Genomic DNA, 14,200 nt, shown 5'->3' with positions numbered 1-14,200 from the left:
GCCGCCCGCAGGTCAGGGGCTGACGGCCGCGGCCGCCTCGGCCACGGTGGTGCCGGCGAAGAACTCGGGGTTGCCGGACCGGAACAGGCGGACGGGATCGTCGAACATGAACGACCGGAAGTCGTGCTCGTCGAGCAGGCCCTTCTCGATCAGCTCGTAGGCCTCGGGCAGCACGCCGGTGAAGTCGGGCACGTCCCAGTGGCCGATGTCGCTCGCGAAGATGGCTCGGAGTCGCACGCCGGCGGGCACGAGGTCGCGCTGATAGGCGAGCGCGTTCATCGGGTCGTCGGCCTCGCAGCCGAAGAAGAACCGGTCACGGAAGATGGCGACGATGTCGTCGGGCGAGGCGATGCCGCTCTCGGCCCATTCGTCGATCGCGTCGGCGTCCTCGGCCGGATCGGACAACATCTGGAGCGCGTAGTCGAGTCGGTCGAGTCGCCCGACCACGTCGTCGTGTCCGTGCTCGCCGATGAACCGACGGAGTTCGTCTCGATCCAGGGCAGCCGGGTTGTAGTGCTGGATCGCCGAACCGTTGCGCTTGTCGTAGTGGCCGAGCGCGTCGCCGAGGAAATTGGCGGCCCAGGCCACGCCACCCTCGAGGAACGCCCAACGCAGGTTCGGAAAGCGCATCGGTGCGCCGCCGATGAGCAGCGACCGTAGCGTCGCTTCCCCGGCGGCGGCGAAGTTGCCGATGTGGTTGAAGACGTAGTTGGTGCGGGAGGCACGCGTACCCCAGCCCTGCCCTCCTGCGTGGAAGGTGGGGCAGACCCCGAGTTCCTCGCAGCGGCGCCAGACCGGGTCGTAGTCATGGTCGCTGTCGTGCCCGACACCATTGATGTAGCGGGCCGAACGGTGTCCTTCGGCTCCCGGCAGCGGCCGGGGAACGACCCCCGCCATCATGACGGCCCGCAGTCCCAGCCCGCCGACCGCGTAGTCGAGCTCGGCCAGGGCCTCCTCCGGGGTGAACATCGGAATCGACGCAACGGGCACGAGTCGATCGGTGAAGTCGGCGTGGGCCGTGGCCATGTAGGTGTTGAACGCCCGGGCCATCACCTGGCGGAGTTCGTCGTCGGGAAACGCCGTCACCGTCAGCCCGTAGGTCGGATAGAGCACGGCCACGTCGATGCCCAGCTGGTCCAGGCGCTCGTGGAGCAGCCCCGGAACCATCGCCGTGGCCCGATCGAGGGTGTTGCGACTCGGCACTCCCCACCACGCGCTCCGGGTGACGCCGGCCTGCCGACGCAGCTCGGTGGGCACTCCGCGAATGGCGGTCGAGGACATGACCATCTGGTCGAATCGGAGCCCCACGTCCTCGCCGGCCAGGTCGACGACCATGTCCCGGACCCACGGGAGGTACTCGATGACGTGGCCGTCGGTGTCGATCACGGGATGATCGAGCGCAGCCCGGATCCGGCTGACCTCGGGCGTCGGGGCGTACATCAGCTCTCCTCGTGGGAAATGAGCGTGTGGACTCGGATCGGTTCGTCGAAGCCCTTGAGCATGCGTCGGCCGGCCGGCTCCGTGGACACATGGAGGGCCATCGCCTCGTCGACCAGGACCTCGCCCGGCACGGCGGCGTCGGTGAGGCGGGCGGCGAGGTTGACGACAGGGCCGAAGTAGTCGCCGTGGATGTTGATGAGATCGCCATGGGCGAGACCGCCACGGGGCACAACGGCGTCGTCGGCGAGGGACTCTGTCATCCCGGACACGAAGCGGGCGGCATCGGACGGTTGCTCGGCCACGAACATGACCTCGTCGCCGATCAACTTCACGATGCGCGTCCGGCACTGGTGGGCCAGCTCGTGGGCGCGTCGCTCGAACGCCTTCACGAGGTCGACCAGCTCGTTGACCGGCAGTTCCTGGCTGATCGTCGTGAAGCCGACGAGATCGAGAAATCCGATGGCGAGGGTGACGAGCTCGCGATGCTCGAGGCTCTGGGTGCGCCGGTTGGTGATCGCTGCTTGGCGTAGGTGGTGGCGAAAGGCCACCGAGAGGTTGTCGCCGAGGCTGAGGCCGAGTTCGGCGGTCAGTTCGTTCAGCCGAGCGTTCTCCACCATGTTGGCCGTGCGCCGCTCGGGGCCCTGGACGTGGCTCGCCACGGCGGCCTCCGCGATGGACGCGAGCGCAGTGCCCGAGACGTGAAGGATCTCCTGACCCTCGTCGTCGGTGAGGACGTCGGCGATGGCGTCGCGCAGAAAAGCCGCGAACTCGATGTCGCGTTCGTTGTATCCCCCCTCGTCGACGTCGTGAACGTGGATACCGAGATGGAGAAACCCTTGCGCCACGTCCTCCGGGTTCTCGCCGATGTTCTCGGCGATCTCGCGCAGCGAGTATCGGTCGCCACGAGCGAAGACCGCGTCGGCCGCCATCGCGGCGGCCTCGTCGAGCGACACAGGCACCTCGGACTCGGGTACGCCGAGGCCTTTCAGGATCTCGATGATCTGGGCTCGTTCACTCTCCTCGGTCCCCACGAGCTGCGACGGTAGTCGGTGGGGTTGGTCGGTGTGGATGTGCCCCGAAGCGAAATGTCGGCTGTACTCGCGGAGATGACCTGGGACATCAACGGCAAGCGTGTGCTCGTGACCGGCGGAACGACGGGAATCGGACGGGCGACCGTGCTCGGTCTGGCGTCGATGGGCGCCGAAGTGGTGTTCACGGCCCGGGACGCCGCGGTGGGCGATGAGATCGTGGCCGAGGCTGCGTCGTCGGGCAACGACTCGGTGTCCCACCGGCGCCTCGACCTCGACGACCTCACTGCGGTGCGGGAGTTCGCAGCCGCCTTCCGTGACGACTTCGATCGTCTCGATGTGCTGATCAACAACGCCGGGGTGGTGCTCACCGAACGGCGCTCGACGGCGGATGGATTCGAGTTCACGTTCGGCGTGAACTATCTGGGCCACTTCGTGCTGGTCGATGCACTGACGCCCCTCATCGAGGCGTCGGCCCCGTCCCGGATCGTGATCGTCGCGTCGGATGCGCACAAGTTCACCAAGGGCCTCGACTTCGACGATCTCCAGTCGTCGAGTGGGCGCTTCGGCGCGGTGAAGGGGATGAGCGTCTACGCCAGGTCGAAGCTGGCCAACATGCTGCACACCAGGGAACTGGCTCGCCGTTTGCCGGCCGACAAGGTGACGGTGAACTGCCTCCACCCCGGCGCGGTGCGCACCCGATTGGGACGCGACTCGGAGGGCACCCGACTGAGCGAGCTGGTCTGGCCGGCCGTCAGTCGATTCTTCCTCACCCCCGACGAGGGCGCAGCGACGTCGATCTGGGCCGCCACGAGCCCCGAACTGACCGGCGTGTCCGGGAAGTACTTCGCCAAGTCGGCGATCGCGACACCCAAGAAGACGGCGCTCGACGATGTCGCTGCTGCCCGTCTGTGGGCGGTCACCGAGGAACTGGTCGCCCGGTGAGCCGCATCCTGATCACCGGCGCCACCGGTCGAGTCGCCGGCGTCGTCGCCCGCGAGCTCGCCACTGAGCACGACGTCGTCGCGGTGGCCCGCTTCAGCGACCCGTCGGCTCGCGAGCGGCTCGAAGGATTCGGTGTGCAGTGTGTCGCCGCCGACATGGCCGGCGACCTCGCCGCGGTTCCCGACGACGCAGAGATCCTGCTGAACTTCGCCGTGACCTTCGCCAACCGCTGGGACGAGGCGCTCGCCGTCAACGCAGAAGCGCTCGGGCACCTTGTCGACCGGCTCCCCGGGCTCGAGCGTCTCCTGCACTGTTCGACGATGGGGGTCTACGCCGCGTCGACCGATGTACACGGCGAGGATGCGCCACTCGGTGATTCGAACACCTTGATGATGCCGACCTACAGCATCAGCAAGATCGCGGGAGAGGCAATGGCCAGGTACCTGGCCCGTTCCCGCTCGCTGCCGACCACGATCGCTCGCCTGGCCAGCCCCTACGGCGATCACGGCGGCTTCCCGTGGTTCCACCTGTTGCCGATCCTGGCCGGCGATCCGGTGACGCTGCACACGACGTCGCCCTGCCTCTACAACCTGATCCACGAAGACGACCTGATGGCCAGTCTCCCGCTGCTCCTCGACGCAGCCTCGGTACCGGCAACGGTCGTGAACTGGGGCGACCCAGAACCGACGAGTGCCGAGGACTGGTGCGAGGAGCTCGGGCGTCTCGTGGGCCGAGAGGTGACGATCGAACGCAGCGAGTCCGCGCCGCCGCCCGGCCACGTCGATGCGAGCGCGCTGGTCGCACTCGGCTACCAGCCTTCGGTCGATTGGCGCGAAGGTATGGCACGGATGGTTCGCCACCGACACCCCGACGAGTACGTCGGCTGAGTCCGGCCACCGGCCACGAGGAGACCCGGAATGACAGAGATCAATGGTCGAGTCGACGAAGGGTTCGGCCGCATCGCCGACGCGTTCGCCGCGAACTTCGCCGAGCACGACGATGTCGGCGCAGGCTTCTGTTTGTACGTCGACGGCGTGCCGGTGGTCGACATCACCGGTGGCGTCGCCGATCCGGGCACCGGTCGCCCCTACGACGCCGACACGCTCCAGCTCGTTTTCTCCACCACGAAGGGAATCGCCGCGATCTGCGCTGCGATGCTCCACGAACGGGGCGACCTCGACTACGACGCGCCGGTTGCGACCTACTGGCCCGAGTTCGCGGCGGCCGGCAAGGGGGCGATGACCGTCGGTTGGATGATGAGCCACCGAGGTGGACTGGTGACGGTCGACGACGCGCCGAGCCTCACCGATGTCCTCGCCATCGACCCCATCGTCGAGCTCTTGGCCACGCAGGCGCCGCTCTGGGAGCAGGACGGTAGTCACGGCTATCACGCGCTCACCTATGGCTGGCTCGTGGGCGAGCTCGTGCGCCGCATCACCGGGCAGCGACTCGGTGCCTTCGTCCAGCAGCACATCGCAGGGCCGCTCGGCGCTGACTTCTGGGTCGGTCTGCCCGAGGACGAAGAGCCCCGGGTGGCGCCGCTGTTGTCCTCACCGACGCCGACGGACCCGGTGGTGGTCGAGCTGATGAACGCGGTCATCGGTCCCGAGACCCTCGGCGGCCGAGCGCTTTCCCTCAACGGCTTGTTCACGTTGGGCGACGGGAACAACGTGTTCAACACCCGTGAGGTGCGAGCGTCGGAGATCCCCGCCGCCAATGGCATCACGTCGGCGTCGTCGTTGGCGCGTATCTATGCCGCCACGGTCGGCGAGGTCGATGGGGTGCGCCTGATGAGCGACGCAACCCGCGAGCGGGCCACGGCGACGGTCACCGACGGCAACGACCGGTGTCTCGTGATGGCCACCAAGTTCGGCATGGGGTTCATGACCCACGACGGCGTGCTGCCCCTCACCGGCCCGCGGGCGTATGGCCATGCCGGCGCCGGCGGATCCATCGGCTTCGCCGACCCGGATCTCGGCATCGGCTACGGCTACGTGATGAACCAGATGAGCGGGTCGCTGGTCGGCGACCCCCGCACCGCGGGTCTCACCGCAGCCGTGAAGAGCTGCCTCGGCTGATCGGCCGGGGCGGGGCTCAGTCGCTCTTCTGGGTGCCGACCTTCAGCTCCTTGAACGGCACACCCTTGTCGACGCTGATGTCGCGGGGGAGTCCGAGCACACGGTCGCCGATGATGTTCTTCTGGATCTCGTTGGTACCGCCCGCGATGCCACCCTGGAGCCCGGTGAGGGCCGCTCGGGCCCAGCCGCCTCCGGCGTCGTTCTCCCACGCCACGCCGCCCGCTCCCACGATCTCCATCGAGACGTCGCGCACATAGCTCATGATGTTCGTGCTGGCGAGCTTGCCGATCGAACCGCCGGGTCCCGGTGTCTTGCCGGCCTGCATCTCGGCCCTCGTGCGCATGGAGACGATCGACTGGCAGGTCTCCATGATGTAGATGCGCATCAGCTTCTGGCGCAGCGTCGGGTCCTCGATGAGGCCCCGCTTCGTGGCCTCCTCGATGAGTGCGTCGGCCCGCTCGTGGCGGACGCCTCCGGTGGCGCCGGCGCCGATGGCGACCCGCTCGTACATGAGCATGGCGGTGGCCATGTTCCAGCCGTTGTTGAGCTCGCCGATCAGGTTGTCGAGCGGGATGCTGACGTCGGTGAAGAAGACCTCGTTGAAGTGCTTGCCGCCGTCGATCTGGTGGATCGGCCGGACCTCGACACCGGGCGCGTCCATCGGGACGATGAACATCGAGATGCCCGCGTGCTTGGGCACCTCGGGGTCGGTGCGGGCGATGACCACGCCGTAGTCACTCACGTGGGCCAGCGTGGTCCACACCTTCTGTCCGTTGAGCACCCAGGTGTCGCCGTCGCGCTCGGCCTTGGTCTGGAGGCTGGCGACATCGGACCCGGCACCCGGCTCGGAGAACATCTGGCACCAGAGCTTGTCGCCGCGGATGTTGTCCTTGAGGTGGGCGGCCTTCTGGTCGTGGGTGCCGTACTCGGCGAGCATCGGCAGACACATGCCGTGTGAGATGGTGAACTCGAAGGTCATGTTCGGGTACTTCGCGTACTCCTCACGCCAGATCTTCTCGGCTTCCTTGTCGAGTCCCTGGCCGCCGTACTCCTTCGGGTAGGTGAGGCCGGCGAGACCCGCATCGAACATCGCCTGCTGGAACCTGCGTCCGGCCTCGAGTCGCTTCGCTCCACCGGCATCGGCATCGCCGCCGAGGTTCATCCCGACCGCGTGCTCGTCGAGGAAGGCACGGCAACGGGCCCGGAAGTCGGCTTCGTCGAAGGTGTCGGTGGTGGCGTCGGACATCGTGTCTCCAGGAAGTGAGCGATCGTTCACAAATCTACCGGCGTCAGGGAGCGAGAGGCGAGTCCGCCCACCGATCGACCGGTCGGTGACACACTGGTCGAGAGACAAGGGGAGGTCTCCACATGGAGAACGTATTTCTGATCGGGCGAATCGTGTTCTCGATGTTGTTCATCGGGAGCGGCATCGGACATCTCACCGACACCGAGGGATCGGCGCAGTACGCACAGTCCAAGGGGATCGGCAACGCCAGAGCGATGGTGCAGCTCAGCGGTGTGACCTTCCTGCTCGGCGGGTCGGCGATCGCCCTGGGCGTCTTCACCGACCTCGCATTCCTGCTGATCGGGTTGCAGGTGCTGATCCTCGCGTTCGTCATGCATCCGTTCTGGAAACTCGACGGCGCGGAGCAGCAGGCCGAGATGCCGCACTTCATGAAGAACCTGTCGCTGTTCGGCGCCTGCCTCATGGGCTTCGCCTTCTTCTCGTCGCTCGGTGCCGTCGATGACGCCAAGCAGCTCGTCGGTCCGTTGTTCGACGTTGACTGGAACTAGACGGGGAGGTCGGGCTTCGGGTTCGTCTGCCACCAGCGCAGGACATCGCGGCGGGTGACGTAGCCGATCGGCTCGTAGGGGTTGGGTACGAGCCCGTCGTCGACCAGCACCTGGAGTTCGCCCTTGCTGGCGATGAGCAGATCGGTGTCGATGCCGCACGTGACACCCTGCGGGTCGACGCCGAAGAGGTTGGCTGCGTTCAGGCCGAACACCTTGGCCTTCACCTGGTCGGTCAACGCCGGGTAGCCGTGCTCGGCCTGGAACGCCTCGGTGATCTGAAAGGTGCGGAACGCTTCGATCTGGCGCTGCGGGGACCCCAGCCAGATGCCGTCGGTGCCCCACATCACCCGGTCTTCGCCGACCCGGGTGAGGAGCTTGCCGAGCACGTGGGCGGCCTCGGTCGGGTTGTTCATGGTCTCTCGCCACGTGGTGCCGAGTTCGCACCACACGTTGCCGTTGGCCGGGATGCCGTGGTCGTCCATCGCCTTCACCAGCGAGTTGATGCCGGTGGCGGTCGATGCGGGGTCGTAGGCCCGCTCGGTGGTCTGGATCTCGTAGGCCGAGTGGTAGACGACGAAATTCATGTCGGGGAACTGGGCCGCCACTGCGCAGATGTCGTCGGGACCGTTGAAGCGCCGGTCGAACTCCTGGAGCGGGAGGCCCTTGTGGGCGCACATCGTGGTGACACCGAGACTCTGGGCCTGTTCGACCACCGGAATGCCGATGGCCGGGTCGGCGAGCGAGTATCCCTGGTTGCCCGGGCCCCACGCCGTGTAGACCTTGAACGCCGACACCCGGCCGGTCTCGGCCGTCAGCGCCATGTCGTCGAGGCGGGTGCGGAGGTCGCCGAAGTTCGGTGCGATCACGTCGTGGATCAGCACCCGGGGCTGGCCGGCCACGGTGAGGGCATCCATGAGCTCGGCGGTGCCGACCTTCGCATCCCACGGCAGCGGCGCGTCGAGCGGACCCGAGTTGGGGACATCGCTGAGCAGGGCGAACGTCGTGTCCGACCCGAGGAACATGTTGGTGACGTAGGCGACCCGATTGAGGCATTCGAGGCGGTCGGCCTCGTTGCAACCGGCCGGCACGAGGTTGCCGATCATGCGCTCGATGCGTCTCGCGTTCTCCCGCCACACGCCCTCGGGCATCACGTGGTGCGTGTGGATGTCGAAGATGAACTCGCCCTGCGAGCCGAGCTCGATCTCGCAGGCTTCGTCGTCCTCGGGATCGGGCACGACGAACTCGCCGCCGGGGTCGCCCTGCGTGGTGGTGGACGGGGTCGTGTTGGTGCTCGGCGCAGCCGTGCCGGTCGAGGTCGTGCTCGTCGAAGAACTCGCTGCCGGGGACGCCGCGTCGTCGCCGGTGGCGCAGGCGTTCAGCACCGTGAGCGATGCCGCCATGGCGCCCGAGGTCGTGAGGAAGCGGCGGCGGTCCATGCCTCGGCGCGCCGCCTGGTCGGCCAGCGTGTCGAGCATCAGACGGGTCATCGCGAGCTGGCGTGACGACGGTGACGGTGGCAGGAACTCGCCGTTGGAGAGCGTGGTCGGCCAGACCGGCAGGGCGGGGCGCCGTTCGGGTTCACGGTCTCGTGCGCGACGCCACTGACTCGTCATGTCGCGAGGCTAGATCACCGGTCCTCACGGTTGTCACCGACCCGGCCTTCCCCTCTACGCTCTCCCGATGTTCGTGCTTCGATCGTGGCTCTCGCACCGCGCGGCGCCGCTCGCAGTGTTTGCCGGTCTGGTTGCCGTGCTCCGGCTCCCGAGCTTCGTCGGTCAGATCTTCGATCCCGACGAAGCGGCGGTGTCGGCCCAGGCGATCGGTCTCTGGCGCGGCGGCGAGATGTACATCGACGGCATCGATCGCAAGCCACCGATCGCACCGTTCATCTACGAGTGGTCGCACCAGCTCATCGGCTCGACCGACCTCCGGCCCCTGCACCTGCTGGCCGGCGTCATGCTGTTGTCGACCGCTCTGGTGGTGGCACACGAAGGTCGTCGGATCGGCGGCACCCAGGCGATGTGGTGGGGTGGTGCGCTCATGCTCACCGGCGCCGTGGCGATGGTGCCGGTCGATGCGCAGGCGGCGAACTACAGCCACCTGGCGATGCCGTTCGGCGCACTGGCCATGGTGGCCGCCCGGCGCGGGACCGACCGGACCGCCCTGATCACGGGTCTCGCGCTGGCCATCGCCACCCTCACCCGTCAGACATGGGCAATCGGCGTGATCCCGGCGACCTTCGCGATCTGGCGTTACGGCGACTGGCGGCGCCACCTTCCGATCGCGTTCGTGGGCGGACTGTTGCCCATCGCGGTCGTGGCCCTCGTGGTGCCATGGGAAGACTTCATGTACTGGTCCTTCGAGAGCAACGGCAGTTTCGTGCTGGCCGGGGCCGACCCGCTCACGGTCCTGTGGCGAGGGGTACTCAGCGTTGCGGTGTTCGTCGGATGTCACTCCGTGGCGGTTTGGTTCACGGGTCGATCCTCGTGGCGTCACAACACCGACCTCTGGTTGTGGCTCGTCACCGGGCTCATCGCGGTGGCCGCTGGCTATCGCTTCTACGGGCACTACTGGATGCAGGTCGTCCCCCCGCTGGCGCTCATCGCGGCCGATGAGCTGCGCACCCGCGACCGTTCGGTTCAGCACCGTGCCGGCCGGGTGGTTGCCGCGACCGCGGTCGTTGCCTTCGTGCTCGCGTGGACACCGTCGACCATCCGTGACCTACCCGACCCCACGCCCCTGGCCGACTTCGTCGCCGCCCAGTCGACCGTCGACGACACGGTCCTCATCTGGGGCAACTTCCCGGAGGTCTACTGGGAGGCCGAACGGGCACCGGCGGGCGGGTTCGTGAGCATGGACTTCGTGACGGGACGATCGGGTACGCGCGACAACGGCCCGCACACCATCGACGACGCACCGGACCGCGGCTACCCGCACCTGATGGACTCGGTCGAGGCGAAGCCGCCGGCGGTGATCATCGACACGCAGCCGAGCGAGTTCCGGGAGTACGGCGACTACCCGATCGCCCTGTTCCCCGAACTCGAGGACTTCATCGGCGAGCATTACGCCGAGCCGATGATCGTCGACGGATTCACCGTCTACCTGCGGAGTTAGCGAAAGATCGGGAGTTCCGGGCTCTGGGCCCGGAACTCCATGGAACCCCGAGGGTTCCCGTGGAGCTGGAGGGAATCGAACCCTCGTCCGTCAGGTGGTTGCCCACCGCGCTACGACCATTCCCGTGAACGTGGCTTGTGGCTGCCACCCTGCCGGGTCAGGAGGGCCACGAGGGCCCTACCACTGGGTCTTTCCCCTGGGTCAGCGGTCTTTGCCTGCGGTCAGTGGTCTTTCCCTACGGTCCACCACCGCTTCTGGTGACAGGCTGCGATGGTCAGGCCCCGCGTGCCATTGCTGGTCGCGATGACTCTCTACAAACTGACTAGGTCAGGCTGCGAGAGCGAGATCGTCCGAATCGGCGTCTCTGTTGTTGCCCCGTTTTGAGAGTCTGAGCAACTCTGGTCGCACGTTGTTGCATCCGGTTCCCAACGTCGAAACCGATCAGCCCCGTTGTGCTGCGTATCGATTGTCAAGTAGCGACCACTCTCGGGATACCGGGAGCGGCGTGGTCCAATGGTAGCGCTCCGATACACGTCGGCGTCTCGCGAGCTACCTTTCGATCATGACGGAGACGCCGAAATCGTCGCTCGAGGACCTGTGGGCCCACGGCGGTCCGGTCGAGGACTGGACGACCGACTACGACATCCGCGACGAGGCCTACATCGAGAATCCGGTGCCGATCTGGGCCGAGATGCGCAAGAGGTGCCCGATCGCGCACACCGAACGGCTGGGCGGGTCGTGGAATCCCACGGCGTTCGACGACATCCGTGCGCTCGCGAAGATGGTGCCCGAGCTCTCCAATCGGCGCCCGCTGGTGATGCCCCCGCCGGTCGGGTTTCCCAAGCTGTCCCGCTACGAACAGCAGATCGCCGCGGCGCCGATCTCGGCCGATCCGCCCATCCAGACCTGGACACGGCGCATGATCCTGCCCGCCTTCTCCCCGAAGACGGTGGGGAAATACCACGACTTCACCGAGTCGCTCTGCCACGAGCTGATCGACGGGTTCATCGACGCGGGGGAATGCGACGGCGCCGTCGACTACGCCCAGCAGATCCCGCCCCGCGTCATCGCCCATCTCATCGGCATCGACGGTGGCATGGCCGACACCTTCGTCGGCTGGGTGAACGACCTGCTCGGCGACGGCCTCTTCGACCCGGCGCGGCGGTTGCAGGCCCGCACCGAGATGCTGGGCTTCCTGGGCGCCGAGGTGGCGAAGCGCCAGGCCGATCCGCAGGAGGACCTGATCAGCGAGCTGTTGTTCATGGAGCTCGACGACCCCGACGCGGAGATCACCCCCGGCGTCGTCGTGGGCATCTGCAATCTGCTGGTCGTCGCCGGCATCGACACGACCTGGAGTTCGATCGGCTCGGCGCTGTGGCACCTCGGTACCCATCCTGACGATCGGGCCCGGCTCAACGCCGAGCCGGAACTGCTGCCCACGGCCATCGAGGAGTTCCTCCGCTACTACGCACCGGTCACCATGGCCCGGGTGGCCGATGCCGACATCGACTACAACGGCGTGCACTTCTCGCCCGGCGACAAGGTCCTGATGAACTTCCCGGCCGCCTGCCACGACCCCGAGCACTTCGAGAACCCCGACGAGTTCATCATCGACCGCGAGCGCAATCGTCACGTGGCATTCGGCTCGGGCATCCATCGATGTGCTGGGTCGAACCTGGCCCGCCTCGAGATGACCACCGCCGTGCGGGTGTGGCTCGAGCGGATCCCCGAGTTCCACGTCAGCGATCGAGGCCCGATGAAGTGGTCGGGTGGCCAGGTGCGAGGCCCCCGCCTGATGCCGCTCAGCTTCCCCGCCGGCTGACCGGCAGAGCAGCTCAGTACTTGCCGCTGCGCTGGCGGGACATGGCGCGGTCCGCCTCGCGCTGTGCATCGCGCTTGGCGATGTCGTGGCGCTTGTCGGTCTGGCTCTTGCCTCGGGCCAGCGCGATCTCGAGCTTGGCCCGACCCCCGATGAAGTAGAGGGCGAGTGGCACCATGGTGAGGTGTTCGCGGTCGAGGCGGGCGGCCCACCGTTCGATCTCCCCACGATGGGCCAGCAGCTTGCGCCGGCGATCGGTCTCGTGAGCGAACGCCGCGGCGGAGTGCGAGTAGGCCGAGATGTGGAGGCCGACGAGCCAGAACTCGGCCTGGTAGTGGATGACGAACGCCTCGGCCAACTGCACCTTGCTCTCGCGCAACGACTTCACTTCGCTGCCGCGCAGCTGGATGCCGACTTCCAGCGTGTCGATGATGTCGTAGTCACGACGAGCGACGCGATTGGTGGCCACGGCGGTGGCCCCGGCGGGAATGTCGCGCTTCTTCTGTGACTTGGCCATCGTACTCACCGTATCCGTCCGCTGTCGTGACGGTGGCGGGATTGCTACGGTCTCGACCGGGGGACATTCGATGAAAACGCTGGTGAAGCTGGTCGTGACGGTGGTGGCCCTGGCGCTGGTCGCCATGGCCTGCGGGGATGACGAGACGACGGCCGACCCGCCGTCGACGACGGCGGCCGAGAATCCGACGAGTACGGCCGTGGACGACACCACGACCACCGTGGTCGACGACACGACCACCACCGCCGCTGATGTTCCACTCACCGCGTCCTGGAAGGGCGTCACCGAGGACACGGTGAGCATCGGCGTCTCGATCCTCGACTTCGACGCGCTGAAGGAGATGGGACTCCAGGACTTCGGCTGGGGCGATCAGCGGCTGGTCTGGGAGTTCTACATCGAGCAGCTGAACGAGCGTGGCGGCGTCGCCGGTCGCCAGGTCGACGCCGAACTCGCGTTCTACAACCCGGCGCTCGCCATCGAGGCAGAGGAAGCCTGCCTGAAGATGACCGAGGACCGTGAAGTCTTCGCCGTGGTCGGCGCGTTCCTCGGGCCGGCCGAGCCGGCCACCCCCTGTTTGACCCAGCAGGAGGACCTCGTCGTGTTCAACGGCACGATGACCATTGATCTCCTGGCGGACGCCAAGAGCGTGTGGGTGGCTGACACAACGGCCGGCCGCCGTCGTATTCCCATCTTCTTCGACCTGCTCGATCAGGCCGGCTACGTCGACGGACAGAAGGTTGCGGTGGTGAGCGGAAACGAGAACGAGAGTGAGACCCTCGAGGTCATCGTTCCGATCCTCGACGACCTCGGACTCGACGTGGTGGTCACCTCCGTGAACACGGTGTCGGAGGACGACGTGCTCGAGGAGGATCGATACTGGGACACGACGTCCGAGAAGATCCGCTCCGAGGGAGCCGAGGTGATCATCATCAACGGCGACACCACCGGTGCGATTCGCGGCATCGGACGCAACGCGCTCGAGCAGGAGATCTGGGTGGTCACGGCGGATCAGCTCGTGAACCTCGGCACGACGGTCGATCGATCCGACGCCGACGGCGCCATCACCCTTGCGGGCCTCAGCGCCGAAGAAGGGTGGGCCGATGAGGGCATGGTGGCGTGCGTGAAGCAGTTCACCGACGCCCACCCCGAGATCGACGTGCTCGGACCGTTGGACGTCGGCGAGGGTGACGAACGGTGGGACACGGCCCTCGGCCAGGCGTGTCGCTGGCTGGCGGTGTTCGAGATCGTGATGAACGCGGCCGGCCCCGAGTTGACCCCGGACGCCGTCCGGGCGGCCTACGAAGGGCTCGGCGACATCGACGTGCCGGGTCTCGTCTACGCATCGTTGGGCCCTGGCAAGCCCGACGCCAACGACGGATTCCGGCTGTCGGAATGGGACTCGACCGTCGGCGAGAACGGTTCGCTCGTGCCGCTCACCGACCTTCTCGACGCCGCGTCCTGACGC

General features: G+C 67.1%; 12 protein-coding genes and 1 other RNA gene. 7 read left to right on the top strand and 6 right to left on the bottom strand.

All coding sequences use genetic code 11. The features are described 5' to 3' along the window. Positions 1-12: 12 nt before the first annotated feature. Positions 13-1,440: an amidohydrolase family protein gene (locus RIB98_06400; GenBank protein ID MEQ8840592.1), complete on the bottom strand. Its 1,428-nt coding sequence runs from the start codon at positions 1,438-1,440 to the stop codon at positions 13-15. Next, complete coding sequence (locus tag RIB98_06395) at positions 1,440-2,471, bottom strand: adenylate/guanylate cyclase domain-containing protein (protein MEQ8840591.1); 1,032 nt, start codon at positions 2,469-2,471, stop codon at positions 1,440-1,442. Before RIB98_06395 ends, RIB98_06400 begins: the two co-directional genes overlap by 1 nt. A 54-nt stretch (positions 2,472-2,525) precedes the next feature. Between RIB98_06395 and RIB98_06390 the strand changes: the two genes are divergently transcribed. Genes RIB98_06390 through RIB98_06380 form a run of 3 tightly spaced genes read left to right on the top strand, consistent with a single transcriptional unit; the run spans position 2,526 to position 5,491 of the window. Next, positions 2,526-3,413 (top strand): SDR family oxidoreductase, encoded by an 888-nt coding sequence (locus tag RIB98_06390; GenBank protein MEQ8840590.1) that lies wholly within the window; start codon positions 2,526-2,528, stop codon positions 3,411-3,413. Further along, positions 3,410-4,300, top strand: coding sequence for an NAD(P)-dependent oxidoreductase (locus tag RIB98_06385; protein ID MEQ8840589.1), 891 nt, complete (start codon positions 3,410-3,412; stop codon positions 4,298-4,300). Before RIB98_06390 ends, RIB98_06385 begins: the two co-directional genes overlap by 4 nt. A 30-nt stretch (positions 4,301-4,330) precedes the next feature. After that, positions 4,331-5,491 (top strand): serine hydrolase domain-containing protein, encoded by a 1,161-nt coding sequence (locus tag RIB98_06380; protein ID MEQ8840588.1) that lies wholly within the window; start codon positions 4,331-4,333, stop codon positions 5,489-5,491. A 16-nt stretch (positions 5,492-5,507) separates the two neighbouring features. On the opposite strand, the gene RIB98_06375 is transcribed toward RIB98_06380, so the two are convergent. Continuing rightward, positions 5,508-6,737: an acyl-CoA dehydrogenase family protein gene (locus RIB98_06375; protein MEQ8840587.1), complete on the bottom strand. Its 1,230-nt coding sequence runs from the start codon at positions 6,735-6,737 to the stop codon at positions 5,508-5,510. A gap of 122 nt (positions 6,738-6,859) precedes the next feature. Between RIB98_06375 and RIB98_06370 the strand changes: the two genes are divergently transcribed. Continuing rightward, complete coding sequence (locus RIB98_06370; protein MEQ8840586.1) at positions 6,860-7,285, top strand: DoxX family protein; 426 nt, start codon at positions 6,860-6,862, stop codon at positions 7,283-7,285. Here the strand turns inward: RIB98_06370 and RIB98_06365 are convergent. Then, on the bottom strand, positions 7,282-8,898 hold the full coding sequence (locus RIB98_06365) for an amidohydrolase family protein (GenBank protein MEQ8840585.1): 1,617 nt from the start codon (positions 8,896-8,898) through the stop codon (positions 7,282-7,284). The genes RIB98_06370 and RIB98_06365 overlap by 4 nt on opposite strands. A 67-nt stretch (positions 8,899-8,965) precedes the next feature. On the opposite strand from RIB98_06365, the gene RIB98_06360 reads away from it, so the two are divergent. After that, entirely contained in the window at positions 8,966-10,399 is a 1,434-nt protein-coding gene (locus RIB98_06360) for a glycosyltransferase family 39 protein (GenBank protein ID MEQ8840584.1), read from the top strand. Positions 10,400-10,456: 57 nt separating this feature from the next. Here RIB98_06360 and ssrA read toward each other — a convergent pair. Continuing rightward, positions 10,457-10,848, bottom strand: a transfer-messenger RNA (tmRNA) gene (gene ssrA / locus RIB98_06355). Between the two features lie 113 nt (positions 10,849-10,961). Between ssrA and RIB98_06350 the strand changes: the two genes are divergently transcribed. Further along, the gene (locus RIB98_06350) at positions 10,962-12,221 is read left to right on the top strand and encodes a cytochrome P450 (protein MEQ8840583.1); all 1,260 of its coding nucleotides are present in this window, start codon (positions 10,962-10,964) and stop codon (positions 12,219-12,221) included. A 13-nt stretch (positions 12,222-12,234) separates the two neighbouring features. Here the strand turns inward: RIB98_06350 and smpB are convergent, their stop codons facing one another. Further along, a complete protein-coding gene (smpB, locus tag RIB98_06345; GenBank protein ID MEQ8840582.1) occupies positions 12,235-12,735 on the bottom strand; it encodes an SsrA-binding protein SmpB in 501 nt (166 codons plus the stop codon). 82 nt (positions 12,736-12,817) lie between these two features. Between smpB and RIB98_06340 the strand changes: the two genes are divergently transcribed. Beyond that, positions 12,818-14,197, top strand: coding sequence for an ABC transporter substrate-binding protein (locus tag RIB98_06340; GenBank protein MEQ8840581.1), 1,380 nt, complete (start codon positions 12,818-12,820; stop codon positions 14,195-14,197). The last annotated feature ends 3 nt before the right edge of the window (positions 14,198-14,200 follow it).

This window comes from Acidimicrobiales bacterium (genome assembly GCA_040219515.1).
GTDB lineage: Bacteria > Actinomycetota > Acidimicrobiia > Acidimicrobiales > Aldehydirespiratoraceae > JAJRXC01.
This window is presented reverse-complemented; position numbering and strand designations above follow the sequence as displayed.